Annotated in this window: 23 protein-coding genes and 1 tRNA gene; 18 read left to right on the plus strand and 6 right to left on the minus strand. The window is 70.1% G+C overall.

Features of this window, described 5'->3' with window-relative positions:
- Nucleotides 1-60 precede the first annotated feature (60 nt).
- From ABTW65_RS27235 to ABTW65_RS27245, 3 genes are all read left to right on the plus strand, one after another.
- Complete coding sequence (locus ABTW65_RS27235; RefSeq protein ID WP_350666021.1) at nt 61-1,803, plus strand: AMP-binding protein; 1,743 nt, start codon at nt 61-63, stop codon at nt 1,801-1,803.
- A complete protein-coding gene (locus tag ABTW65_RS27240; RefSeq protein WP_350666023.1) occupies nt 1,800-2,273 on the plus strand; it encodes a peroxiredoxin in 474 nt (157 codons plus the stop codon). Before ABTW65_RS27235 ends, ABTW65_RS27240 begins: the two co-directional genes overlap by 4 nt.
- A 176-nt stretch (nt 2,274-2,449) precedes the next feature.
- Nucleotides 2,450-2,525, plus strand: a tRNA-Val gene (locus tag ABTW65_RS27245).
- A 15-nt stretch (nt 2,526-2,540) separates the two neighbouring features.
- On the opposite strand, the gene ABTW65_RS27250 is transcribed toward ABTW65_RS27245, so the two are convergent.
- The gene (locus ABTW65_RS27250) at nt 2,541-2,804 is read right to left on the minus strand and encodes a tyrosine-type recombinase/integrase (protein ID WP_350666025.1); all 264 of its coding nucleotides are present in this window, start codon (nt 2,802-2,804) and stop codon (nt 2,541-2,543) included.
- Nucleotides 2,805-3,592: 788 nt separating this feature from the next.
- Here ABTW65_RS27250 and ABTW65_RS27255 point away from each other — a divergent pair.
- From ABTW65_RS27255 to ABTW65_RS27285, 7 genes are all read left to right on the plus strand, one after another.
- A complete protein-coding gene (locus ABTW65_RS27255; RefSeq protein ID WP_350666027.1) occupies nt 3,593-4,573 on the plus strand; it encodes an AraC family transcriptional regulator in 981 nt (326 codons plus the stop codon).
- A gap of 81 nt (nt 4,574-4,654) precedes the next feature.
- The gene (locus ABTW65_RS27260) at nt 4,655-5,482 is read left to right on the plus strand and encodes a carbon-nitrogen family hydrolase (protein ID WP_350666029.1); all 828 of its coding nucleotides are present in this window, start codon (nt 4,655-4,657) and stop codon (nt 5,480-5,482) included.
- On the plus strand, nt 5,479-6,159 hold the full coding sequence (locus ABTW65_RS27265; protein WP_350666031.1) for a DUF2848 family protein: 681 nt from the start codon (nt 5,479-5,481) through the stop codon (nt 6,157-6,159). Before ABTW65_RS27260 ends, ABTW65_RS27265 begins: the two co-directional genes overlap by 4 nt.
- Entirely contained in the window at nt 6,159-7,634 is a 1,476-nt protein-coding gene (locus ABTW65_RS27270; protein WP_350666033.1) for a 4-hydroxyphenylacetate 3-hydroxylase family protein, read from the plus strand. The genes ABTW65_RS27265 and ABTW65_RS27270 overlap by 1 nt, the downstream gene beginning before the upstream one ends.
- The gene (locus ABTW65_RS27275) at nt 7,631-7,987 is read left to right on the plus strand and encodes a cupin domain-containing protein (RefSeq protein WP_350666035.1); all 357 of its coding nucleotides are present in this window, start codon (nt 7,631-7,633) and stop codon (nt 7,985-7,987) included. The genes ABTW65_RS27270 and ABTW65_RS27275 overlap by 4 nt, the downstream gene beginning before the upstream one ends.
- A 14-nt stretch (nt 7,988-8,001) precedes the next feature.
- Nucleotides 8,002-8,514 (plus strand): flavin reductase family protein, encoded by a 513-nt coding sequence (locus ABTW65_RS27280; RefSeq protein ID WP_350666036.1) that lies wholly within the window; start codon nt 8,002-8,004, stop codon nt 8,512-8,514.
- Nucleotides 8,515-8,605: 91 nt separating this feature from the next.
- Nucleotides 8,606-9,943, plus strand: coding sequence for an MFS transporter (locus tag ABTW65_RS27285; RefSeq protein WP_350666038.1), 1,338 nt, complete (start codon nt 8,606-8,608; stop codon nt 9,941-9,943).
- 13 nt (nt 9,944-9,956) lie between these two features.
- Here the strand turns inward: ABTW65_RS27285 and ABTW65_RS27290 are convergent, their stop codons facing one another.
- Entirely contained in the window at nt 9,957-10,601 is a 645-nt protein-coding gene (locus ABTW65_RS27290; RefSeq protein WP_350666040.1) for a TetR/AcrR family transcriptional regulator, read from the minus strand.
- Nucleotides 10,602-10,688: 87 nt separating this feature from the next.
- Between ABTW65_RS27290 and ABTW65_RS27295 the strand changes: the two genes are divergently transcribed.
- From ABTW65_RS27295 to ABTW65_RS27305, 3 genes are read left to right on the plus strand one after another with little or no spacing between them, the layout of a single operon-like run.
- Nucleotides 10,689-12,155, plus strand: coding sequence for an APC family permease (locus ABTW65_RS27295; protein WP_350666042.1), 1,467 nt, complete (start codon nt 10,689-10,691; stop codon nt 12,153-12,155).
- Nucleotides 12,152-13,735, plus strand: coding sequence for an amidohydrolase (locus ABTW65_RS27300; protein WP_350666044.1), 1,584 nt, complete (start codon nt 12,152-12,154; stop codon nt 13,733-13,735). The genes ABTW65_RS27295 and ABTW65_RS27300 overlap by 4 nt, the downstream gene beginning before the upstream one ends.
- Nucleotides 13,732-14,856 carry a serine hydrolase domain-containing protein gene (locus ABTW65_RS27305; RefSeq protein ID WP_350666046.1) on the plus strand — a complete coding sequence of 375 codons (1,125 nt, stop codon included), beginning with the start codon at nt 13,732-13,734 and terminating at the stop codon, nt 14,854-14,856. The genes ABTW65_RS27300 and ABTW65_RS27305 overlap by 4 nt, the downstream gene beginning before the upstream one ends.
- On the opposite strand, the gene ABTW65_RS27310 is transcribed toward ABTW65_RS27305, so the two are convergent.
- A complete protein-coding gene (locus ABTW65_RS27310) occupies nt 14,857-16,074 on the minus strand; it encodes an MFS transporter (RefSeq protein ID WP_350666048.1) in 1,218 nt (405 codons plus the stop codon).
- Nucleotides 16,075-16,157: 83 nt separating this feature from the next.
- Here ABTW65_RS27310 and ABTW65_RS27315 point away from each other — a divergent pair, with 83 nt between their 5' ends.
- The 4 genes from ABTW65_RS27315 to ABTW65_RS27330 all read left to right on the plus strand — a co-directional run bounded on the left by ABTW65_RS27315 (nt 16,158) and on the right by ABTW65_RS27330 (nt 21,108).
- A complete protein-coding gene (locus ABTW65_RS27315; RefSeq protein WP_350666050.1) occupies nt 16,158-17,081 on the plus strand; it encodes a LysR family transcriptional regulator in 924 nt (307 codons plus the stop codon).
- Between the two features lie 93 nt (nt 17,082-17,174).
- Nucleotides 17,175-19,247 carry an MMPL family transporter gene (locus ABTW65_RS27320; RefSeq protein WP_350666052.1) on the plus strand — a complete coding sequence of 691 codons (2,073 nt, stop codon included), beginning with the start codon at nt 17,175-17,177 and terminating at the stop codon, nt 19,245-19,247.
- A complete protein-coding gene (locus ABTW65_RS27325) occupies nt 19,244-20,494 on the plus strand; it encodes a sensor histidine kinase (protein ID WP_350666054.1) in 1,251 nt (416 codons plus the stop codon). Before ABTW65_RS27320 ends, ABTW65_RS27325 begins: the two co-directional genes overlap by 4 nt.
- The gene (locus ABTW65_RS27330) at nt 20,491-21,108 is read left to right on the plus strand and encodes a response regulator (protein WP_350666056.1); all 618 of its coding nucleotides are present in this window, start codon (nt 20,491-20,493) and stop codon (nt 21,106-21,108) included. Before ABTW65_RS27325 ends, ABTW65_RS27330 begins: the two co-directional genes overlap by 4 nt.
- An 11-nt stretch (nt 21,109-21,119) precedes the next feature.
- On the opposite strand, the gene ABTW65_RS27335 is transcribed toward ABTW65_RS27330, so the two are convergent.
- Both ABTW65_RS27335 and ABTW65_RS27340 read right to left on the minus strand, forming a co-directional pair.
- Nucleotides 21,120-21,779, minus strand: a complete 660-nt coding sequence (locus tag ABTW65_RS27335; protein ID WP_350666058.1) for a response regulator — start codon at nt 21,777-21,779, stop codon at nt 21,120-21,122.
- The gene (locus ABTW65_RS27340) at nt 21,776-23,026 is read right to left on the minus strand and encodes a sensor histidine kinase (RefSeq protein ID WP_350666059.1); all 1,251 of its coding nucleotides are present in this window, start codon (nt 23,024-23,026) and stop codon (nt 21,776-21,778) included. Before ABTW65_RS27340 ends, ABTW65_RS27335 begins: the two co-directional genes overlap by 4 nt.
- 144 nt (nt 23,027-23,170) lie before the next feature.
- Here ABTW65_RS27340 and ABTW65_RS27345 point away from each other — a divergent pair, with 144 nt between their 5' ends.
- Nucleotides 23,171-24,073, plus strand: coding sequence for a CPBP family glutamic-type intramembrane protease (locus tag ABTW65_RS27345; protein ID WP_350666061.1), 903 nt, complete (start codon nt 23,171-23,173; stop codon nt 24,071-24,073).
- Here ABTW65_RS27345 and ABTW65_RS27350 read toward each other — a convergent pair.
- Entirely contained in the window at nt 24,070-25,323 is a 1,254-nt protein-coding gene (locus tag ABTW65_RS27350; RefSeq protein WP_350666063.1) for an MFS transporter, read from the minus strand. The two genes, ABTW65_RS27345 and ABTW65_RS27350, sit on opposite strands and share 4 nt — an antisense overlap.
- Nucleotides 25,324-25,385: the final 62 nt, after the last annotated feature.

The raw sequence follows: 25,385 nt of genomic DNA on the forward strand, positions 1-25,385 counted from the left end.
TTCTAGGGACCGCTGGACACCCACAGGAGACCTAGTGTGAGCCTGGCTAGACTCCCAACGGTGTTCTCGACTACGGCTGCCAAGGCGCGCACCGCCGGATCCGCGGCGATGATCCTGGCCGGCTCCGGCATCGTCCGGCCGGTCAACCCTCTCGGGCTCGCACGGACCGGTCTGGCGCTCGCGCGCTGGGGCACCGGGCCGGCCGGAGGATTCATCGGCCTCGCCCACCGCTACCCGCGACGCACCGCGCTCATCGATGAGCTCGGATCGTTGACGTACGCCGACCTCGACCGCCGCTCCAACGCGATCGCCCGGGCCCTGGCGGCCCGGGGGATCGGTGAGGGCGACGGGGTCGCGATCATGTGCCGCAACCACCGCGGTTTCGTCGACGCGACCCTGGCGGTGGCGAAGCTGGGCGCCGATGTCCTCTACCTCAACACCGCCTTCGCCGGTCCGCAGCTCGTCGGGGTGCTGGAGCGGGACAAGCCCGCCCTGATCATCCACGACGAGGAGTTCACCGGGCTGCTGTCCTCGGCGACCTCGGCCGAGCGCCTGGTCGCGTGGGTCGACTCCGCGGATCCTGGTGAGACGACCGGAGCGAGGTCGAGCGGCGAGCTTGCTCGTCCGCTCGCGCCGAGCGAGGGAGTAACCGCGCGAAGCGCGGAGACCCTCGAGTCGCTGGTCACCGGCGACGCGCGGCCGGTGCAGCCGCCGAAGCGGCACGGCCGGATCGTGATCCTCACCTCCGGCACGACGGGGGCGCCCAAGTCGGCGCCGCGTCCGGAGGCAGGGTTCGACGCCGCCGTCGCGCTGATGTCGCGGATGCCGATGAAGGACGGGTGGCGGTGCTTCATCGCCGCGCCGCTCTTCCACACGTGGGGGCTCGCCCACCTGCTCTTCGCCGAACTGCTCGGCACCACCATGATCCTGCGCCGCCGGTTCGACCCGGAGGACGCGCTGGCGACGTTGGAAGAGACCCAGGCCGACTCGCTCGTGGTCATCCCGGTCATGATGCAGCGGATCCTGTCGCTGCCGGAGGAGACCCTGGCTGCGTACGACCTGGAGGGGATCGCCTCCCGGCTGAAGGCCGTCGCGTCCTCAGGCTCGGCACTGCCCGGCGACCTGGCCCTGGAGTGGATGGACCGGTTCGGCGACAGCCTCTACAACGTCTACGGCTCGACCGAGGTCTCCTACGCCTCGATCGCCGACCCGGTCGACCTGCGCGAGGCGCCGACCTCGGCCGGCAAGGTGCCCTGGGGCACCCAGATGCGGATCCTCGACGGCGACGGCGTCCCGGTGCCCGATGGTGAGGCCGGCCGGATCTTCGTCGGCAACGGGCTCCTCTTCGAGGGCTACATCAGCGGCGGCGGCAAGGAGGTCATCGACGGTCTGATGGCGACCGGCGACGTCGGGCGGTTCGGTCCCGACGGCCGACTCTACGTCGAGGGTCGCGACGACGACATGATCGTCTCTGGCGGCGAGAACGTCTTCCCGCAGGAGGTCGAGGACTGCCTCATCCGTCACCCGCTCGTCGCTGACGCTGCCTGTGTCGGGGTCGACGACGCCGACTTCGGCAAGCGGCTGCGCGGGTTTGTGGTGCTGGTCCCTGAGGCCGAGGACGACGTCGATGCGGCATTGAAGGACTGGGTCAAGGAGAATCTGGCTCGCTTCAAGGTGCCGCGCGAGATCGTCGTGACCGACGCTCTGCCGCGCAACGCGACCGGCAAGGTACTCCGGCGCGAGCTGGCCACCTGGGACATCGAGGCGGCAGGATCGAACGGCGAGAAGGTGGCAGAGCAGTGAGTGGACTCGAGATCGGTGGACCGGCTCCGGACTTCACGCTCCGCGACCAGTTCGGCGCCGACGTCACGCTCTCCGACTTCCACGGCAAGAAGGCGGTCGCGATCTTCTTCTTCCCGTTCGCCTTCTCCGGCGTGTGCACCGGTGAGATGAGCGGCCTGCGCGACCGGCTCGACGAATTCGTCACCTTCGACACCGAGGTCCTGGCGATCTCGTGCGACCCGGTGTACGCGATGCGGCAGTTCGCCGACACCGACCGGCTCAACTTCTCGGTGCTCTCCGACTTCTGGCCGCACGGCGAGGTCACCCAGGCCTACGACGTCTTCAACGACCGCACCGGCGCCCCGCGACGGTCCTCCTACATCATCGACAAGTCGGGCGTCGTGCGGTGGGCCGTACACAACGACAACGCCGACGGCCGCGACCTCGACGAGCATCTCCGGCAGCTCCACGCGGCGGTATGGGGGAAGTAGTTTACGGGTCATCAAAGGTCCGTTAACAGCCTGGTTACATGGCTTTTCCTATGCCCTGGGTGGGATCTAGTCTTGAGTTGTTGAGCCGCTGATGACCCGAGACGTCAGCGGCTCAACTTCCATTTACGGCCCGGTTTCTCTGGCCCGCCCCTGATCGCGTACTCTTGGGGCGCTTCGGACGCATAGCTCAGTTGGTAGAGCGCCTCCCTTACAAGGAGGATGTCGGGGGTTCGAGTCCCTCTGCGTCCACCACCTTGTTTCGCCAGGTCAGGACCCTGTTTCGTCACCGTCCTCATCCTCTCCGGCCTCCTCGTCGGGCTCAGATGCCCCCAGGATGCCCCCGAGCCGCTTGGCCGAGTCCCAGAGGTTGTCGTCGATCAGGTGGCCATAGAGGTCCATCGTCATGGCTGCTGAGGCGTGCCCCAGGATGCGCTGCAGCACCTTCGGGTCAGCGTCGGCACCCAGCCAGAGTGAGGCGCAGGTGTGGCGGAGATCGTGAACCCGGAGTGTGGGACGACCGATCGTCTTCACAGCCTCGGCCGCCGGGCAAGTTGCCCGACCCGATCGGCCGTTACGACAACTTCGATCCCGTCGAGCCGCTACCGTTCCGCCCCATGGATGCGCTCCTGCTCATCGTCGTCGGCCTCGCGATCGTCGCCGCCATCACCATCGCAGTCGTCGCGCTTGTCGTGTACCTCGTGAAGCGATAACCGAAGCCGTCCGGACTCAGCCATGCCTGCGACCGGGTCCTATCGCCGATGACGAGGGCGGGGGCAGCCGTAGCGGCGTAGGCACTCCAGCCCTCGACGAGTCGACCAGGCGTAGGCTCTCGTACGTCAGGGGCAAGCCCCCGAACCCCCGCCAAGGGGGCCAGGTGCTGGAATGGGTGACGCTCCGCCCCCGCGATACGGACTCCCAGCGATGCCCCCGTGGTGTTCCCAGAGCACTCGAAACGGCCCCGAAGAGCCATGAACATCCATGACGAAAAGCCAGTGGGCGTAAGGGTGGGGGGAGTAGGGCACCGCTTCCCGCATCTGACTTACACGGAGGATGTCGGGGGTTCGAGTCCCTCTGCGTCCACCAACGCCGCCGGTCAGCCCACATCCTGACTCAGCGGTTCTCGTGAGATTTCCGTGCGTTGGCCGCGAGCTCCGCTCCCGCCTCAGTGAGGTCGACGACTGGCTGGCAGATCTCGGTGGAGGCGCCGGGCGCCCGTTCTTGACTCACCTGTCGTTGACGACGTCGGGACGGGCGAGCCATGATCGGTGGATTCGAGGTGTCGACTCGAGGTCCGTCTGACCAGATTGCCGGGAGGTGCCATGGGAGTTCCCGCATTGGCGCGCCTGACGGCGGATCGCGGACGCGCGGTGCTGTCGGAGACCGAGGACGCCGACCAGGTCATCGAGGCGTGCACCGGTGCTCTGCGCCCCCACTCCCTTGCGGTCCGCCAGGGTGGGGCGCAGCTCGCGACGACCCTGACCCACGTCCCGCTGCAGGACGCGTCGGTGAATCTGCTGCGCTACGGGGCCGAGGTCACGGTCAGTTCTGGCGACGGGGTCCTCGACGACTACCTCCTGACCCTCCCGGTCGCTGGCGCGGGCGTCTTCCGTTACGGAGGCGCGGAGGTGCTGGCGACCCCGGGACGCGGTGTCATCATCGGTCCGCACCGGGAGTTCGAGTTCGCGTTCGACGCGGAGTGGGACCAGGTGATCGTGCGTCTCGACCGGGCCCGGGTCGAGTCGGTGGCGGCCGCGCTGACTGGGGAGGTCGGACCGGTCCACTTCGATGTCGCCCTGGCCGAGAGTGTCATCAGCCTCGACGGCTTGCTGGAGTCGGCCGTCAGTCTTGTCGACTCGGCCACGGTCGAGCATCGTCCGCAGCTACTGTGGCAGCTCGAGCAGGTGATCATCGAAACCCTGCTTCTCGCGCAGCCGAACAACCGGACTTCCGCCGATCCAGAGCGTGCCCGGCCGGTGTCGCCGCGCTTGCGGCAGGCGATGGACTTCATGCTCGACAGGCTTGGCGATCCGGTGACCGTCACGGCGGTGGCGGGGGCGAGCGGTATGAGCGTACGTAGCCTTCAGGCTGGCTTCCGGCGTGAGCTCGGGACCACCCCGGTGCAGTGGCTGCGTTCCCAGCGGCTCGAGCGTGCGCACGCCCTGCTGGCCGGCGGCGCTCCCGGGCTGTCGGTGACCGATGTCGCCTACAGCTGCGGTTTCTTCCACCTCGGCGAGTTCGGCACCGCGTTCCGCAGCCGTTACGGCGTCACCCCCTCCGCCGTTCTCGCTGAACGTCGCTGACCAACCTCCTCGCGCAATCCCGAGTGCGCGACGGCGTCTTTCCGATATCGGGTGTGGCCCCGATCACAAGATCGTTGGGGCATGCAGATGTCGCTCCTCCAGCTCGCCAGTCCGGACCGTGAATCGGTCGAAGACCGACTTGCCCGCGTCGACCGTACGGTCCGCGCCGAGCGTGCCTTGCACGACGTCGATCTGCTGGTCCTGCCGGAGATGTGGACAGCCGGCTACTTCTCCTTCGAGCAGTACGCCGAGCGCGCCGAGCCTTTCGAGGGCCCGACTCTCTCCGCAGCTCGAGGCTGGGCCGCTTCGCTCCAGCTGTTCGTGCACCTCGGTAGCTTCGTCGAGGTCGACGCCGAGGGTCGGTTGCACAACACCTCCGTCGTCGTCGCCCCTGACGGCAGGGTCGTTGCTCGATACCGCAAGGTCCACCTGTTCGGCTACGGCTCCCGCGAGTCGGAGCTGCTGACGCCGGGCGATGGCCTCGGCGTCGGCCCGGCAGCGGGTCCCACCACCGGAATCACGACGTGTTACGACCTGCGCTTTCCCGAGCTCTTCCGGTGCCTGGTCGACGAGGGCGCGGAGCAGGTGGTCGTCTGCGCCGCCTGGCCCGCAGCTCGCCTCGAGCATTGGCGCTTGTTCACCTCCGTGCGCGCCGTCGAGCAGCAGGTCAACCTGATCGCCTGCAACGCGGTCGGTGAGCAGCAGGGCGTCGCCCTCGGTGGGCACAGTCGCGTGATCGCGCCAACCGGCGAGGTCCTCGTCGAGGCCGGCGCCGACGAGGGCTTCACGTACGCAGGAATCGACCCCGGCCTGCCGAGCCGGTTCCGCGCTGAGTTTCCCGCCCTGGCCGACCGCCGCTGGCCAGCCACGCCCCGATCAACGCCCACCCAGATGAAGGAGTACGCATGAGCACGACCGCGACGCGCCTCCGGCTCGGCACCACCGACGGTGTCGACGTCGAGATCGCAGCCACCCACCTCGTCGTCGCCGGATACACCGGCCGCGACCAGGAGGCGGTCCGCCACCACATCGACGAGCTCGCCGCGATCGGCGTGCCGGAGCCGGAGACGGTTCCGGCCTTCTACCCGCTCGACGTCGACCGACTGACCACCGCCGGCCACATCGAGGTCGGCGGCGCCGAGACCTCCGGCGAGGTCGAGCCGGTGCTCATTCGGGCCAACGGCACCTACTACCTGACCGTCGGCTCGGACCACACCGACCGAGAGATGGAGACCGTCGGCATCCAGCTCTCGAAGGCCGCCTGCCCCAAGCCGATCGCCTCCACCCTCATCGAGCTCGGTGACCCGCCTGCCCTCGTCGACTGGGACGCCATCGTCGTCCGTAGCTGGGTCGACGGCGACCTCTACCAGGAGGGCACCCTCGCCTCGATGCTCCCGATCACCCAGGTTCTGGCCGAGTGGGACCAGATCGGCGGCAGCGCCGACGTCGCCCTGGTCCTCTTCGGCGGCACCCGGCCGCTGATCGACGGCACCTTCCGCTACGGCCGGGACTGGCGCATGCAGCTCGAGGTCCCCGGCCACGCACCCATCGAACTCACCTACACCGTCTCTGTCAGGAGCAACTGATGCGTACCAGCACCGACTACCTCGCCTCCCTCGACGACGGCCGCCGCGTCATCATCGACGGCAAGCCCGTCGAGCACGTCGCCAGTGACCCGGCCTTCGCGCCGATCGCCAGCACCATCGGCGCCCTGCTCGACCTCGCTGTCGATCCCGCCAACGGGATGCAGGTCCACGACGAAGCGACCGACCGCCCGGTCAACCGCCTCTTCCTCGCGCCCCGCAGCCCCGAGGACCTGCAGTCCTGGCGCGACGCGGCCCAGGTCTGGGCCGACCACACCCACGGCTGGGTGGGACGCTCGCCCGACCATGTCGGCGCCTTCGTGGCCGCGTTCTCGGCCCACCCGGAAGCATTCGCGACCGAGCGTGGTCTGGCCGACAACGTGCTCGCCTTCCACCGCCGCGTCGTCGAGAACGATCTGTACGTTTCGTACGCGATCATCCCGCCGCAGGTCTCGCGGGCCACGACCGCGCACGCCTGGGAGGGCGACTTCATCCAGGTCGGCGTCAAGGAGGAGCGCGAGGACGGCATCGTCGTCCGCGGTGCCCAGATGCTGGCCACCGGTGGCGCGGTCGCCGACGAGATCCTGGTGTCGTGCATCAAGCCCCTTCAGGCCGAGGATGCCGACTTCGCGGTCAGCTTCACGGTCCCGGTCAATGCTGACGGCCTTAGCCTCTACTGCCGCCGTCCCTACGCGCCGGGCGTGACGAGCGAGTACGACTACCCGCTCAGCTCCCGCTTCGACGAGACCGACGCGCTGCTCGTCTTCGATAACGTGTTCATCCCGTGGGAGAACGTCTTCGTCTACAAGGACGTCGTCGGTCTCCGCAAGCAGTTCTTCGAGACCGCAGCTCACGTCCTCGGCAACTTCCAGGCCCAGATCCGGTTCGCCACCAAGCTGAAGTTCCTCGCCGGCATCGCCCGCAAGGTCGCGGCCGTCAACGGCGTCGACAAGTTCCCCGGTGTCGTCGAGAAGCTCGGCGAGCTGGCCAGCCTGGTCTCGGTCGTCGAGTCCGGCGTCAACTCCGCCCAGTTCACAGCGACGACCGATGCGCAAGGCCTGATCCGCCCTGGCGCCCAGGCGCTCTACGGTGCGATGGGTCTCCAGGCTGAGATCCACCCGCGCGTCATCGGCATCCTGCGCGACCTCGTCGGCGGTGGCGTCCTGCAGGTCCCCTCGAGCGTGCACGAGCTCGTCGAGGAGGCCACCCGCGACGACATGGAGCGTTACGTCAGCAGCCCCGGCCTCTCCTCGATCGACCGGGTGAAGCTGTTCAAGCTGGCCTGGGACGCGATCGGCAGCGAGTTCGCCGGCCGTCATCAGCAGTACGAGCTCTTCTACTCCGGCGCCCCCTTCGTCGTGAAGGGCTACGCGTTCCGCAACTTCGACTACGACGGGCCGCTCGCGTCCGTCGAGGAGTTCCTGGCGTCGTACGGCGTCACCGAGCTCGCCGCCATCACCGAGGAGGTCACCGCATGAGCAAGCCCGAGATCGAGTTCACCGCGATCACCGACATCGACTACACCCTGTGCCCGGGGGACAACCCGCTGATCAAGGAGCGGATCCTCGCGACCGACCCCATCGGCGGCACCGCCACCCGCATCCTGCGCTATGAGCCCGGGGCCGACTCCACCGAGCTGGGCGTGCAGAAGCACGAGTTCTGGGAGGAGGTCTACATCATCGAGGGCTCGTTCCACGACCTCTCGTTGGACCGGACCTTCGTGGCGGGCGAGTTCGCCTGCCGCCCACCGGGCATGCCACACGGCCCATGGCGCACCGACGAGGGCGTGACCACCTACGAGGTCCGCTATCACGCCCGGGCCGAGGACTGAGGGAGATGGGGACGATGACCGCATCCCTGGTCGACTCGATGGCGATGCGGCAGACCATGGGGCGCTTCGCCACCGGCGTCGCCGTCATCACGACCGAGCACGACGGCGTCCCGCACGGGATGACCGTTAACTCGCTGACATCGGTCTCGCTCGATCCGCCGCTGCTCCTGGTTTGTTTAAACCACGGAGCCCGCAGCGCGGAGGCGGTCACGTCCGCCGGGCGGTTCGCGGTGAACATCCTCGCGTCGCGACAGCAGCCCATCGCCCTGCGCTTCGCCCAGCGGGGGGAGGACCACTTCGCCGGACTGGGCCTGGAGTACGACGGGCACCGAGTGCCCGTCGTACCGAGCGCGCTGGCCCACCTCGACTGCGACGTCGAACGGGTGGTCGATGCGGGCGATCACACGGTCGTCTTCGGGGCTGTCAGGGGTGTCTGCTCCCGCGAGGGAGATGCCCTCGGGTTCCATGGCGGACGCTTCGCAGACGTCACCCCGCACGGGCACGACCCCGAGCACTGGTTCTTCTAGGCCTACCTGGCCGGAACGAGAAAGGCCCCGGCGGCTGCTGCAACAGCCCCCGAGGCGAGGTCATCGGACACGCACCCTTCAGGAGAGACCCATGTCCCGAACAACCCTCGATCAACATAGCAAGCAGTCTCAGCGAACGTCGCACACCAGCCTTCCGGTCGTCGCCGGCTCGAGCCTCGCCGGCACCGCCGTCGAGTGGTACGACTTCTTCCTCTACGGGACCGCCTCGGCGCTGGTCTTCAACACCCTCTTCTTCCCGGCGTCCGACCCGCTCGTCGGCACGATCCTGGCTTTCGCGACGTACGCCGTGGGCTTCCTGGCGCGTCCGATCGGCGCCATCGTCCTGGGCCACTTCGGCGACCGGCACGGACGCCGCGCGACGCTGATCGCGAGCCTCCTGCTGATGGGAGGATCCACCTTCCTGATCGCGTTCCTGCCGAGCTACGCGACGATCGGGATCGGCGCGCCGATCCTGCTCGTGGTCCTACGCCTGGTGCAGGGCTTCGCGCTGGGCGGCGAGTGGGGTGGCGCCGTACTTCTCGTTTCCGAGCACGGCGACGAGAAGCGGAGGGCGTTCTACGCCTCCTGGCCCAACATCGGCCCGCCCCTCGGCAACCTCGCGGCAGCAGGTGTGCTCCTCGCCCTCAACAGCGCGCTCTCCGAGGCGGACTTCCTGTCGTGGGGCTGGCGGATCGCCTTCGGCCTCTCGGCGCTGCTCGTTCTCATCGGTCTGTGGCTGCGTCTCTACGTCGCCGAGACCCCGCTCTTCGAGCAGGCTCAGAAGCGTGCCGATGCCCAGCCCAAGGGGCTGCCCGTGGGCGTCGTCGTCCGCAAGCACTGGAGGATGGTGCTGCTCGCTGCCGCAACTCGCTTCGGCGAGAACGCCGGCTTCTACATCTACTCGCTGTTCGTGATCACGTACGTCACCAAGATGCTCCACCTCGACCAGTCGACAGCTCTGACGGCCGTGCTGATCGGCCAGGGTGTCGCGGTGGTGGCAATCCCCTTGATCGCGGTGCTGGCGGACCGCATCGGCCGACGCCCGATCTACCTGGCCGCGTCGATGGCGACGATCGTCTGGTCCTTCGTCTTCTTCGGCCTGCTGGACACGAAGAACACTGGCTTGATCGTGCTGGCCGTCACCGGGGGTCTGCTGATCTTCGCCGCCTTCAGCGCGGTGATCGGCGCCTTCTTCTCCGAGCTCTTCCCGACCGAGGTGCGCTACTCAGGAGTCTCGTTGGCCTACAACCTGGCCTCCGTCCTCGCCGGCTCACTCGCTCCGATCATCGCGATCGCGCTGTATCAAAAATTCGGCACCGGTTACGCGATCGCGGCCTACCTCGCCGCGATGGGCGTGGTGTCGCTTGTCGCCTCCCTGATCGCGAAGGAGACCCGGGAGACGGACCTGGCCACCGTCGGGCAGGACTGAACGCGCTCGGGGCTCAGGCTGTCGACGGGCCGACCTCGGCGGCCACGCCGGCCAACATCATCCGGAGACCGCACTCGAAGGCGGCCTCTGCGCGGTGGGCGGCGTCGCGCTGCGAGGCCAGGGCAACGGCGAGACGGGGGACATCGACTCCCTCGGGGATCTCCCACATCACATCGGGTGCCGCGAGGTCGAGCGCGGAGCCGATGACGAAGCTCTCTACCGCCGTCAGCACCTCCATGGCGTGGTCGACAGGGAAGCCGACTTCCTCCAGGAGAATGACCATCCGGTCGTACGCAGCCAGCACCTGCGGCGACCGGATGGTCGTTGTCGTGAGAAGCGGCACGACGCGCGGGTGCGCGGCGAAGACTGCGCGGTAGGAGCGGAAGAAGCCCGAGACGGCGACGTCCCAGGGGCTCTGGTCGAGCGTGGAGGTGTCCATTTCGGCGCTCACCTGCTCGCGCAGCAGTTCGATGACACCCGTGCGGCCATCGACGTGGTGGTACAGCGAGGCGGTCTGCACTCCGAGCCGGCGGGCCAGCTCGGGAAGGGTGAAGTCGCCGGTCTCGTCGACCAGTTCGAGCGCCGTGGCGCCGATCCGGTCGCGGTCCAGCAGCGCCTTGCGGGGGCGTCCGGCGCGCCGCTGAGTGATCTGTGTCACGAGAAACTCTTCCCTTCGGGGCTCAGGAGTCGTACGCTACCGCACAACCTAAATCTAATCGGTTTCGATTAATAAGGAGACCGCCCCATGTCCACCACCACCCACACAACCGGGTCATCGCCCGGCCTCAAGCGCGACGCCCTCGGCACCAGTGATCTCGTCTTCATCGTCGTCTCGGCCGCCGCACCACTGATGGTGATGGTCGGCGTCGCGCCGCTTGCGCTGATGATCGGCGGCATCGGGGCACCGGCCGCGTACGTCTTCGCGGGCGTATCGCTCGCCATCTTCGCCGTCGGCTTCACGACCATGTCGCGGCACATCGACAACGCCGGCGCGTTCTACTCCTACATCGCGGTCGGCCTCGGTCGTACGGCCGGTGTCGTCTCCGCGCTCGTGGCGCTGGTCTCCTACAACGCGCTCCAGATCGGCGTCTACGGTCTCGCCGGCGTCGCCATCCAGAGCACCTTCGCCGAGGTGTTCGGGATAGATCAGCCCTGGTGGGTCTACGCCATCGTCTGCGTGGTCGTCGTCTGGTACGTCGGCTTCCGCAGCGTCGACTTCGGTGCGAAGTTCCTCGCGGTGCTGCTCACCGCGGAGACGGGCCTGCTGCTGGTGCTCGCCATCGCGATCCTCGTCCAAGGTGGCAGCAGCGAGGGGCTCGGCCTCGACTCGTTCGCACCTGACAACGTGTTCGTGCCGCCGATGACCGTCATCCTGCCGACCGCGTTCGCTGCCTTCATGGGCTTCGAGGCCACCGTGATCTACCGTCGCGAGACCCGCGACCCGCGGCGCACCATCCCGCGTGCGACCTACCTCGCCGTCGCGGTCCTCGCGGGCACCTACGCGTTCATCGTGTGGAGCATCGTCCAGGCATTCGGTGCCGCTGGAGCGGTCGAGGCGGCTACCACGAACGGGGTCGGGATGTTCTTCGTCGCCGGCGAAACGTACCTCGGCACCTGGTTCACCACGGCCATGCACCTGCTCATCGCCACCAGTGTGGTCGCGAGCCTGGTTGCCTTCCACAACGCGGTGACCCGCTACGCGCTGGCCATCGCCGCCGAGGGTCTGCTGCCCGCGGTCCTGACGAAAGTGCATCCGAGAACTCGGGCGCCATACGTTGCTGGACTGCTGCAGACCGCGCTGGCGCTGGTCATCGTCGGAGGCTTCGCGATCGCGAACGCCGACCCCTACACGCAGCTGCTGATCTGGGTGAACACCCCCGGAATCTTCGGGATCCTGCTGCTACAGGTCGCCGCCGCGATCTCGGTCGTCGCCTACTTCCGCAAGCGGTCCACAGGCGAAGGGGTCTGGCGCACCGTCATCGCCCCGGTCGTCTCCGCCGGCCTGATGCTGTTCGCGATCGTGCTGTCCGCGAAGAACATCTCCTTCCTGACAGGAACCACCGGTCTGGTGAACCAGGTGCTGCTGCTCACCATCCCCATCACCTGCGTTCTGGGTGTGGTGTGGGCGGTCTGGCTGCGCCGCAACCGCCGCGACGTCTTCGACGGCGTCGCTGCGACGTGCGACAGCACCCCGGAGGTGGCGGCGTCGTGAGTGCCGACCTGCTCCTCGTCGGGGCCACCGTCCGTACCCTCGACCCGGCTCGTCCCGCGGCCCGCGCCGTCGCGATCCGCGGGGATCGGATCGTCGGGCTCGACGACGATGCCCTGGCTTTGCGGAGCGCCACGACCGAGGTCGTCGACCTCGCCGGCGCCACAGTGACGCCCGGCCTTGTCGACGGGCACCTGCATGCCCTGTTCGGGGTGACTGCCTTCGTCGGCGTCGACCTCTCCGGCTGCCGAGACCTCGACGACCTGCGTACCGCGCTCGCGGGCGCATTGCCCGGCAGGGACGGTTGGGTGACGGGCTTCGGCCTCGACCACAACGTCTTCGGTGGTGCCCCGATCACCAACAGGGAGCTGGAGGAGGTGCTCCCGGGAGCCGCGGTCGTGATCGTCCTGTACGACGGCCACTCGTCGCTGGCCAGCGACGAGGCGCTGCGCCGAGCCGGTGTCACCGGCCCCCGCCGGTTCGAGCAGCGTGCCGAGATCGTGTGCGACGACGCGGGGCGGCCGACCGGGCTGCTGCTGGAGCATGCCGCGATGGAGACCGTGCGCGACCTCATCCCACCGATGGAGCAGGCCGAGCTCCACAAGCGGCTCCTCGAGGTGATGGACGGCATGGCGGCTACCGGGCTCACGGGCGGGGTGATGATGGATGCAGAGGGCGGCGCGCTCGACGTGCTCGCCGCTGTCGAGGCGGCCGCCGAGCTGCCGGTTCGGCTGCGGGTGATGCCGTGGTGCATGCCGGAAAGCGACCTCGCGGCTCTCGATGCTCTACAACGGCGCCGTGGCCGGCGCTGGGCCGTGGGCGGCGTGAAGTTCTTCATCGACGGAACCGTCGAGGGCGGCACCGCCTGGCTCGGCCACGCTGACGGCCACGGGCAGGGGGCCGACGCGTTCTGGCGCGACCCGGCGTCCTATACCCGGGCTGTCCGTCACTTCGCCTCCGGCCGGGTCCAGACGGCGACCCACGCCATCGGGGACGCCGGCGTGCGCCACGTCGTCGAGTCCCTGGTCGGTGTGGACACCGGAGGTGTGCGGCACCGGGTGGAGCACCTCGAGACCTTGCCTCTGGAGGACGTACGGCGGGTTGTCGACGCGGGACTCGTCGCCTCGATGCAGCCGTCGCACACCGGCTATGCCAGGGCCGACCACACCGATGAGTGGTCGACCCGCCTGGGCCCCGAGCGGGCCGCGCGCGCCTGGCCCTGCCGGGACGTACGTGACGCCGGCGGCACTCTGGTGCTGGGCTCGGACTGGCCCATCGCGTCGTACGACGCCCGCGAGGTCCTCGCCTTCGCGCAGCTGCGCCGCCGCCCGGGGAGCGGCAACACGCCGATCACGCCCGACCAGGCCGTCACCGGGCTGATGGCACTCGAGGGGATGACCACCCACGCGGCGCTGGCCGACGGCACCGAGGGCACCACCGGAAGCATCGCCGTCGGGCACCGGGCCGACCTCACCGCGTTCGTCGTGGACCCGGTCGAAGCGCCGGCCGACGAGCTCGCGACCGCACCGATCCGGCTCACCGTCTCCGGCGGACGGATCACCCACCGCATGGACGACCGATGACGGAGGTCACTGTCGCCGACTGGCAGACCCATCCGCAGCTGCGCTGGGCCTTCCAGCACATGGATGACCTCTTCCCTGCGGCGGTGATCGCCCGGGGAGAGGGGGCTGCCGCGCCCCTACCGCCATGCGACCTCGACCAGCCCGCCCTCACCGTGCAGGCACAGGACACCGACGCCTGGCTCGTCGTCCACCGCGGGGCGGTAGTGGCCGAGGAGTACGCCGGCACGATGGGCCCAGACACACGACACCTGCTCATGTCCGTAAGCAAGTCGATCGTAGGCCTCGTGGCGGGCATCCTCGTAGGCGACGGCCGACTCGACGTGAACCGGCTCGTCACGTCGTACCTCCCCGACCTCGCCGGTTCCGGCTGGGCCGGCGCGACGGTTCGCCACCTGCTCGACATGCGTGTCGGTATCCACTTCTCGGAGGACTACCTCGACCCGACATCCGAGGTGCGCCGCCTCGACGAGGCGGTCGGGTGGGCCGTACGTGGCCCATCGTCGCCCGCGAACCTGCGCGCGTTCCTGGCCGAGCTGCGCAGCGATCGCCCCCACGGCGGTGCCTTCGCATACAGCAGCGCCATCACCGACGCCGTCGGCCTCGTCTGCGAAGTGGCTGCCGGCGGCGTCCCCATCGCCGACCTGGCCTCGGACCTGATCTGGTCGCGGATCGGAGCCGAGCACGACGCCTTCGTCACAGTCGACAGCGCCGGCACGGCCATGTTCGACGGCGGCATCTGCGCCACGCTGCGCGACCTCGCCCGGTTCGGTGCGCTGATCGCCTCGGGTGGCCGGTCGCTCACGGGGGAGCAGGTCGTGCCTGCTGCGTGGATTGACGACCTGTTCCGCGGTGGGGCCGACTCGGCGACGGCCTTCGCGAACGCCGAACACGACCACGGCCTTCGCGGCGGCAGCTACCGCGGCCAGTTCTGGTCCCCGGCCGCGGGCGGCGACGTCGTGCTGTGCCTGGGCATCCACGGTCAGATGGTCTACGTCGACCGGGCCCGGGACTTCATCGGCGTGAAGCTGTCGAGCTGGCCGCTGCCGATCGACCACGAACGGTCGCAAGCCGACCTCACGGCCTTCCGCGAGATGGCGCAGCGCCTGACATGCTGGGCATGACTAGGAGGCCTGGCGACCTGGATCCTGCTTCGAGGACTGGGGCAGGAGCGTGCGGGCGGCTGTGAACGCGATGAGGGTGATCGCGATGACCATGCTCGCGGTGCCGGTCCAGCCGGCCGCGAAGGCGAGGCCGCCGAGCCAGCCGAAGAGACTGGAGCCTGCGTAGTAGAAGAGTGTGTAGAGCGAGGTGGCCTGCGCGATCCCACTGGTCGCCATCGGGCCCACCCAGCCGGACGCGATCGAGTGCGCGGAGAAGTAGGCGGTCGTGAACAGCAGCAGTCCGATCAGCACCGTGGGCAGTCGGTCGGGGATCGTCAGCGTGGCTCCCGCGACCATGGTCAGCGATGAGGCCAGGAGTACGCGTCTGCGGCCGAAGCGTCCGGCGAGCGTGGCCGCGAGGCGGGCCGAGACGGCGCCGGAGAGGCTGGCCAGGAAGATCACCGCGGTCAGTGCGGGCGGCAGGTCGAACGGCTCCAGCTCGAGTCGGTAGCCGAGGTAGTTGAAGACCGCCACCTGGGCGCCCATCAGGAAGAACGCCTGTGCGTAGAGCGCGAGCTGGCCGGTGTTGGTGAGGTTGGCGACCATCCCTGGCCACACGCCGGCCGGTCGCGGCTGTGCTGTTGCGGGGCTGGGGCGTTCGCGGCGTTCGCGCGACAGGGCGATGACCGCGATGGCAGCGCCGACCGCGCTGACGACTCCGGCCACGAGCGCCGCTACGCGCCAGTCGCTCACATCGGCGATCGGCGCGGCGATCAGCCGTCCGACCAGGCCGCCGACGACCGTGCCGGAGATGTACGTCGCGCCGGCGGCCATCGCGTCGCGTCGGCTGACCTGCTCGGCGAGGTAGGCGAGGGCGAGCGCCGGGGTGCCGCCCAGGGCGATGCCCTGTGCGACGCGGAGGAGGATGAGGAGGGGGAACGAGGTCACGAAGGGAAGGGTCAGCCCGATGGCCGCCGCGGCGACGATGGCGATAGTCATCGCCCTGGCCCGGCCGATCCGGTCGGCGATCCACGACCAGCCGAGCGCGGCGACGGCGAGTCCGATCGTCGCGCCGGAGACGGTCAGGGCGGCCTGCGACGCATCGACCGCGAAGTCGCGGCTGATCGACGGGATCAGCGCCTGGGGGTAGTAGAGCTGCACGAACGTCGTCATCCCGATCGCGACCAGAGCGATCAGCACGCGTCGATGCCCGGGGTCGGTCGGTGCCTGTACGCTCACCCTTATCACGCTAAGGATCCTGAAACCATGCGTCCAATGCATTGGTGATGCATGAATAATGCCGATTCGCATACCATGGCGACGTGGATGCCACCGCACGAAACGTCCTGCCGATGCTCCCGGCCCTCGCCGCCCTGGCCGAGACCGGGCAGACGCTCGCCGCCGCCGATCTTCTGCAGATGCCGCAGCCCACGGTGAGCCGCATGCTCGCGCGCCTCGGTCGCGAGCTCGGCGTGGACGTGGTCGAGCGGCACGGGCGAGGTCTGCGGCTCACCAGGGCGGGGGAGGCGCTGGCGCCGCATGCGGCCGCCGCGGTCGCGGCGGCAACGGCGGGCATCGAGGCGGTGCAGGCCCAGGAGTCAGGTGCCCGCGGACGGATCGCCCTCGCGTTCCAGAGCACCCTCGGTGAGCGGGTCGTGCCGGCGCTGGTCAAGGCGTTCCTCCAGGAGCATCCGGGCACGTCCGTCGACCTGATCCAGACCTCGCGTCCGCGGTGCCTGGAGGCGGTCACCGACGGCACCGCCGAGGTCGCACTGATCTCGCCACTCGAGGAGGCCTCCGGCATGCGCCAGTGGCGGCTGCACACCGAGCCCCTGGTCCTGGTCGTACCGACCGGCCACCGCCTGTCGACACGTGCCCGGGTGAGCTTCGAGGAGGCCGCCGCGGAGACGTTCATCTGCATGAAGCGCGGCTATGGGATGCGTACGCTGCTCGAGGATCTCGCTCAGGCCAGCGGTGTCACGCCCGCGATCGGTTTCGAGGGCGACGACCTCGCCACGCTGCGGGGGCTCGTCTCGGCCGGCCTCGGTGTGAGCCTCGCACCCCGCGACCCGCACGGTGCCGCGGGCTGTGTCGAGGTGCCGTTGACGAACCCGGAGGCCGTACGTCACATCGGTGCCTGCTGGCTCGACCGCCGTCCGTCGACCCTCGCCGCCGCCTTCCAGGACCTGCTCCGGCGCCGGGGTCGGCGACTGACCGAGATCGGCTTGCGGCCCTTGATCGGATGATTCTCCGGCGCCGCGGCATCAGCCATTTGGATGATTCCGGGTTCAGTCCTGCTCGCGATGATCTGCGACGACGCCGCTGGTGGAGTTGTGGGTATGGCAGATTCTCTGGTTCGTACGCGGTCGGGTGCTCGTCCGCATGTCGCAGACAGGTTGACCTCGCGCCGTGGGGCCTGGGTTGCGCTCGGGGTCGCGGTGGTCGTGGTGGGGGTGCTCTTCGGGGCCTTCGCGGGTGCGGAGTCCCCGGCGCGGACCGGGCAGGCGCCGGCGGGCTCGGAGTCGACGCGGATGAGCGAACTGCTGGAGGAGTTCCCGGGAGCGGATCGTGAGTCCGTGCTCGTCGTCGCCTCCCGCGAGGACGAGGGTGCTCTCTCCAGCGGCGATCTCGACGGCCTCGAGCGGCTCGGCGCCCAGGTCGGGGCGCAGCCCGGCTCCGCCGGTCCGATGGTCAGCGAGGACGGGAAGGCTGCGGCCCTCGCCGTGCCGATCACGGTCGGCGCCGACAACGCCGAGACGGCGAAGGTGGTCAAGGCGCTGCGTACCGACATCGCGGCGCAGGCCCCCGACGGGCTCACCCTGCAGGTGACGGGCGGGCCGGCGTTCGGGGCTGACGCGGCGGCCGCGTTCGACGGCGCGGACTTCACGCTGCTGCTGGTGACGATCCTGATCGTGGCGGTGCTGCTGATCATCACCTACCGCTCGCCGGTGCTGTGGCTGATCCCGCTGATCGTGGTCGCCCTCGCCTACGCGCTCGCCGGGCGGGTCACCGCGGCGGCGGGAGCACTGTGGGACTTCGGGTTCGACGCCGGCGTCGTCAGCGTCCTGGTCTTCGGCGCGGGGACCAATTACGCGCTGCTGTTGATCTCGCGATACCGGGAGGAGCTGCAGCGGACCGAGGACGACCGTCTGGCGCTGAGCACCGCCTGGCGGAAGACGGTGCTCGCGATCCTCGCCTCCAACCTGACGGTCGTGCTCGCCCTGCTGACGCTGGTCCTGGCCACGATCCCGATGACCCGGGGTCTGGGTGTCCCGGCGGCGATCGGTCTGCTCATCGCCGTCGTCGCGGTGCTGTTCGTGCTTCCGCCGGCCCTGGCGGTGTGCGGGCGGCGCCTGTTCTGGCCGTTCGTGCCTCGCCCGGGTGAGTCAGGTGAGCAGGGGCGGACATGGCGCGCGGTCGCGTCACGGGTGGTGGCGCGTCCGGTGGTGAGCCTGCTGGGTGGGCTCGTGCTGCTCGCGGTCATGGCCTCCGGCCTGTCCGGTACGTCAGTCGGGCTCGATCAGATCGAGAAGTTCCGGGTGCAGTCCGAGTCGGTTGCCGGTCTCGAGACGCTCTCGGCGCACTTCCCGCCCGGGGAGGCCCAGCCGGTCTACATCGTCACCGCCAGCGCGGCCGCCGCCGAGGTGGCCTCGGTCGCGGGTGAGGTGGAGGGCGTGGTGCGCGCCCAGCCGGCCGGAGTCACCGACGACGGGTCCCTGACGAAGATCATGGTGACCAGCGACTACTCGCCGGGCACCGAGCGGAGTCTCGACCAGATCGCCGACCTGCGGGAAGCGGTCCACCCGATCGCGGATGCTCTCGTCGGCGGTGCGGTCGCGACCGAGCTGGATGCCGCTGAGGGCAGCGAGGACGACCTGCTGCTGATCGCGCCGCTGGTGCTCGCGGTGAGCTTCCTCGTGCTCCTCGTCCTGCTGCGTTCGCTGATCGCGCCCGGCCTGCTGCTCCTGGTGAACCTCGCAAGCGCGGTCGCGGCGATCGGCGCCGGGGCCTGGCTGAGCCGCGTCCTCTTCGATCAGCAGGCGCTCGATCTGCAGGTGCCGATCCTGGCGTTCCTGTTCCTGGTCGCGCTGGGGATCGACTACACGATCTTCCTCGTCCACCGGGCGCGCGCCGAGGCGGCGCAGCTCGGCACTCGAAAGGGCGTGGTGGAGGCGGTCGCCCACACCGGCGGCGTGGTCACCAGCGCGGGCATCGTCCTCGCCGGGGTCTTCGCCGCCCTCGGTGTGCTGCCGCTGGTCACTCTCGGGCAGCTCGGCCTGATCGTCGGTGTGGGCGTGCTGGTGGACACCCTGGTGGTGCGTACGGTGATCGTGCCGGCGATCTTCGCCCTGGTGGGCGACCGCATCTGGTGGCCGGGACGACTGCGGGCCGGGGGAGAATCGAGCACATGAGTGTCGTACACGTGCCGCTGAGGCGGCCCGGCGCCTCACATCCGACCCCCGCCGCCTCGACGGTGCGGGCGATGGAGATCGGGCAGCACGTCATCGCGGTCGTGCTGACGGCGATCGGCGTCAGCAGGGCGATCGGCGACGGAGTGGCGCTTCCGGTCGCGATCATCGCGGGGCTGGCGATCCTGGGGTGGCACACCGCCGGGACGGTCTTGCCGGCCAGGACGAGCTCGCCGCGTCTCCCGGTGTGGTGGCTGCTCGGCTTCGCGCTGATCTGGGTCGCCGCCGTCGCCGTCTCGGACGAGTTCGTCTGGCTCGCGTTCCTGCTGTGGCTGCTCGCCGGCCACCTGCTGCCGCTGCGCTGGGGTCTGGTCTTCGCGGCGGCGATCCTCGTGGTGGTGATCGTCGCCCCGATCCTGCATCGCGGCACCACCAGCTACGCGGACGTCTTCGGGCCGCTCATCGGCGGCATCTTCGCGTTCGGCATCTCCCGCGGATACCTGCAGCTCCTCCGCGACGCCGCCGAGCGAGAACGGCTGGTCACCTCGCTGCGGAAGGCCCAGCAGGAGATGGCCGAGCTGCAGGACGAGCTCCTGCTCGCCCAGCGGCACTCCGGAGCGATCGCCGAACGCACCCGGATCTCGCGAGACATCCACGACACCATCGCCCAGGCGCTCTCCTCGATCCGGCTCCTCACCCACGCCGGAGGCAACCGCACCACGGACCCTGAGTCCTCGCGCACCTTCGCGCAGGTCGAGGCGCTGGCGGGCGACAGCCTCGCGGACGTACGCCGGATCGTCGAGGCCCTGGCGCCGGCCGAGCTCGAGGACGCCGCCCTCGCCTCCGCGCTTCGACGCATGCTCGACCGCACGCACGAGGAGGCCGGGCTGCACGTCGAGCTCCATGTCGACGACACGCTCCCGCTGCTGCGCACCGAGGTCGAGGTCGCGCTGCTCCGTACCGCCCAGTCGGCCCTCTCCAACGTACGTCTCCACGCCGGCGCGACCCGGGTCGTCCTCACGCTGATCGACGACGGTGACTCGGTGCGCATGGACATCAGCGACGACGGCACCGGCTTCGACGTCGCTGCCTGGGAACAGGACGCCGATGCCGGGTCCTCCAGCTATGGCCTGCGGTTCATGCGGGCTCGCCTCCGCGAGCTCGGTGGCGGTCTCGACGTGGAGAGCACGCCCGGTGAGGGCACCGCGGTCTCCGCACATCTCCCGATCCACATCGAGGGGTCACGATGACCACGGTGCTTCTCGTCGACGACCACCCGGTCGTACGCAGTGGGCTGCGCGCCGTGATCGAGGCGGGCGACGCGCTGACGGTGGTCGGCGAGGCCGCCACCGGCGAAGAGGCGATCGTCCTCGCCGGTCACCTCCGTCCCGACGTCGTGCTGTGCGACCTCCGCCTGGGGAGCGGGATCGACGGCATCCGGACCACCATCGCGCTCCGCGCCCTCGACCCGGCCCCGGCCGTGCTGATCCTGACCACCTTCGACCGCGACGCCGAGGTGCTCGGCGCGATCGAGGCGGGTGCGGCCGGCTACCTGCTCAAGGACGTCGACCCCGAGGTCATCGTCCAGGGCATCCACCGCGCGGCTGCCGGCGACATGGTCCTCGCTCCGGACCTGGCCACCCGGGTGCTCAAGGGCATGCGCAGCCCGCTGCCGCGGCTCACCGATCGCGAGATCGAGGTGCTGCGTCACCTCGCCAGGGGCGCGACCAACAAGGAGATCGCGCGCACGCTCTTCGTCACCGAGGCGACCGTGAAGAGTCACCTCGCGCACATCTTCACCAAGCTCGACGTCGACAGCCGCTCCCGTGCCATCCACGTCGCGCAGGAGACCGGCCTGATCTGACGCGCGACCCCTCAGTGCTCGACGAGTCCCGACTGGTAGGCCCACACGGCGGCCTGGAGGCGGGACTTCACGCCGAGCTTGGGCATCATCCGGGCCAGGTGGGACTTGACCGTGGAGACCTCGAGGACGAGCGCCTGGGCGATCTCCTCGTTGGACATGCCCTCGGCGAGGTGGAGAAGGATGTCGAGCTCGCGGGTGGTGAGGACCTCGCTGGCGCGTGCGGCGGTGACGGGCTGCGTACGTCTGCGGGTGACGACCTCGCGGAGGACCCGCCGGGTGAGGGAGGTGTCGAGGGTGCCGTGGCCGGCGGCGACGGAGCGTACGGCGGCGACGATCGCGTCGGGGTCGGCGTCCTTGAGGAGGAAGCCGGAGGCGCCGGCCTCGAGGGCGCCGAAGACGTAGTCGTCGATGTCGAAGGTGGTCAGGACGAGCACCGGGATCGGGTCGGGGACGTCGGGGCCGCAGAGCTCGCGGGTGGCGCTGATACCGTCGCGGCCGGGCATCCGGATGTCCATGCAGACCACGTCGGGCCGCAGCGCGAGCGCCCGCTCGACCGCGGCGGCACCGTCCTCGGCCACCGCGACGACCTCGATGTCGGGCTCGGTCTCCAGCAGCGTACGCAGCCCGGCTCGCACCAGCGGCTGGTCGTCGGCGACCACGACCCGGATCATCCGGCCACCTCCGCGGTTGCGGTGGCGGAGATCCGCAGCCGCGTCTGCCAGCCGCCCTCGGCGGTCGGTCCGGCCTCGAGGGTCGAGTCGGTCAGGTCGGCGCGCTCCTGCATGCCGATCAGGCCGAGGCCACGCCGGCGCGGCGACCGCTCGGGCGGGATGGGCGGCGGCCCGTTGCGCACCGTCACCACCACCTCGGCCGGATCCCGGGCGTCCAGGACCACCTCGCACCGGGCGCCCGGCGCGTGTCGGGCGGCGTTGGCGAGGCACTCCTGCACGGTGCGATAGGCGGAGAGCTGGGCGAGCGGCCCGACGGTCTCGGTGACGGAGCCGGAACCCAGGGTGGACAGCGACACCTCGAGCCCTGCTCGACGGGCCTCCTCGACGAGCGAGGTCAGCTGGGACAGCCGCTCGTGCCCGGTCGTCTCCTCGGCCTGGCCCGGGCTCCGCAGCAGCGTGACCAGCCCCCGCAGCTCGCGCAGCATCGCGGTGCTCTGGGTGCGGACCTGGCGTACGGACTCCTTCGCGCCCGCCGGGTCGGTGTCGATCTGCCGCTCGACCGCGCCGGTCATCACCGCGATGCCGGTCAGGTGGTGGGCGGCGATGTCGTGGAGCTCGCGGGCCATCGCCGTACGCTCCTCCGCGATCGCCGCGGCGATCTGGGCGGACTGCTCGCGGTCGACGGCATCCGCCAGGTCGGTCCGGGCGGACCTCGCGTCGCGGCGTGCGCGCACGGTCGCGGCGAGCAGCGCCGGAGCGGCGATCACGCCCGCACCCTGGACGAGGCCGGCGAGCACCGCGGTGCCCACCGCGAGGCCGATGCTCGTCTGGCTCAGGCAGGTGCCGAGCGCGACCAGCAGCCCGGCCCCGGTCAGCGCCCCGGCGAGCGGCCGGGCTCGACTGGGGAGCGACACCGAGGTCACCGCCGACCACACCGCGACCAGCACGGCCGCCGAGGCGAGGCTGGTGGCGTCGCCCGCACCGCTGACCGCCAAGACGACCGACGCGGCGGCCACGACCAGCAGCACCGTCAACGGCCGCGAGCGCCGCTCGATGAGCACCGCGGCCTGGACGGTGAGCACCACCAGCGCGACCCACCACCCGCCGCTGCCGAGCGCCGGGCTCCCGCCGATCTCGGCGTCGGCGGAGTCGAGGCTCGGCGCGGCCACCAGCAGCGCCGTGGTGACCAGCCAGACCACCACGGGTGGGATCAGTCGCGGCAGCATCCGGGTCGTCTCGTCGCTCACGTCATCATCCTTTACGCAACCGGTCCCGGTCGCCAGCATCTTTCGATGCAACTGCGAAGGTTCGCTCTTTTGCCAGGCGCGACCGGACCGGCCCCGTTCCTAGGTTCAGGTCAGGAAAAGCGACCCCAGCCGAAAGGAACGACCATGACCACGACCCAGCCAGCGATCCAGCCGGTCACCCACCCGGACCAAGGCCTACGAGCATTTGTACGCCGCCACCAGCTCTCGACATTCTTCGTCCTCGCCCTCGCGGCGAGCTGGCTGGCCTGGACACCGTACGTCCTGTCCAACAGCGGCCTTGGCCTCTGGGACCTCACCTTCCCCGGCGGCATGATCGGCGGCCAGCTGCTCGGGATGCTCCCGGGCGCGTACCTCGGCCCGATCGGCAGCGCCGCGCTGGTCACCGGGATCGTCGGCGGCCGGGCCGGCCTGCGGGCCTGGGTGGTCGGGATGTGGCGCTGGCGGGCGAGCTGGCGCTGGTACGCCGGGATCCTGATCGGTGTGCCAGCCACGATCATCATCGCCACCCAGGCCGTCGGTGGGCAGATGGCGGCGCCGTCGCAGGCGTGGCTGTTCGTGCTGGTGGCGTACGTCCCCGGCCTCATCCTGCAGATGATCACCACCGGGCTCGCCGAGGAGCCGGGCTGGCGTGACTTCGCCCTGCCCCGGCTGCAGCGGAAGGTCGGACCGCTCGGCTCCGCGTTCGTGCTCGGCCCGATCTGGGCGCTGTGGCACATGCCGCTCTTCCTGACAGACTGGGCCGGCTGGCCGGACGTGCGCTGGTACGCGCCGCTCGTCTTCGCGGCCTTCTGCGTCACCTTCGGGATCGTGATGACCTGGGTCTTCAACCGCACCGGGCAGAGCCTGCCGCTGGCGATGCTCCTGCACACCAGCGTCAACAACTACGCCTCGGTGGCCTCCACGGAGCTCTTCCCGAGCGTCGACGCCGACCGGTTCCAGCTCGCGGTGCTGCTCGCCGCGGGGATCGGCGCGGCCATCGTCATCGTCGCCACGCGCGGGCGGCTCGGCTACGACGCGCGGCGTTAGTCGGCAGCCACCTCGACCGGCTCCCGGAGGCTCGCGGCCTCCGGGGCGCCGTCCTCTTCCGCAGTGAGCAGGAACCGGAGCCGGGTCAGCACCAGGCCCGCGGTGAGGGTGCCGCCGATCACGACGACCGCCCACAGGTGGCCGAGGCCGCTGCCGATGAGGGAGCCGGCCAGCGCCGGTCCGAGGATCTGGCCGAGGGTCAGGGTGAGGCCGAGGGACGCGTTGTAGCGGCCGCGCAGGTGGTCGGGGGCGATGGTGTTCGCCAGGCCGGTCACGATCGGGGCCCACAGCGTCTCGCCGAGGCCGAAGATCGCGAGGCCGATCACGACGGCGGCCACCGCGCCGGCGACCGGCATCAGGTCAGCGGCCGCGAGCACGGTCCAGGCCAGCGACCACGTCAGCACGGCGCAGGCCAGCGCGGTCGTACGCCGCCACCCGGACGTGAGCCGCAGCAGGATCACCTGCCCGCAGACGATCACGGCGGCGTTGGCGGCGAAGGCCCAACCGAGCGCGGTCGCCGGCACCCCGGCCACGTCGACGGCATAGGCGGTCGCGCCGGCCTCGAGCTGCCCGTAGCCGAAGGTCACCGCGAGCACGCCGCAGCCGACCAGGGCCACCGCCCGCCGGTCGCGGAGCACCTCGCCCCAGGACCCACCGTCCTCGGCCTCGTCCTCGCCGGCCCGAGCGGGGGAGCGGACCAGGAACGCCAGCACCGCGGCGTAGGCCAGATAGGCGACGGCGTCGCACAGGTAGAGCACCTGGAAGGTCTCCGGACGCTCGACGTCGATGAGGAACGCGCTGACCAGGCCACCTACGCCGATGCCCACGTTCAGCCCCAGGAAGGCGAAGCCGTACGCCCGCTCGCGGTCGCTGGCTGGGACCATCCCGGCGAGCAGGGTCGTCGTGCCGGGCCACAGGGGAGAGGCGCCCACGACCACGCCGGCCAGCACCGCCATCGTCGGCACGGTCCCGTCGACGAACCCGAGCGACCCGATCGAGACGGCCTCCACGATCAGCGCGGCGAGCAGGACGGCGCGAGGCCCGAAGCGGTCGAGGAGCGCTCCGACGCCGGGGGCGGCAGCGAGACCGACGACCCCCATCCAGGCGAACATCCAGCCGGCCGTCGACGACCCGAGGTCCTGGACCTGGGCCATGTAGACGTAGAGGAACGGGAGGGTCAGGCCGTTGCCCAGGGAGGCGAAGGCGAAGCCTGCGAGCACGCGAGTGGCCTGGGTGGGGGAGTGCGGCACGGGTGTGATCGTCCTCTCTCTGGCCCACCTGTCTGGCGGGGACGCGTTTAGGGTAGCCTCAC

Origin of the sequence: Nocardioides sp. NPDC127503, assembly GCF_040302165.1 — a bacterium.
In the GTDB taxonomy this organism is placed as follows: Bacteria; Actinomycetota; Actinomycetes; order Propionibacteriales; family Nocardioidaceae; genus Nocardioides.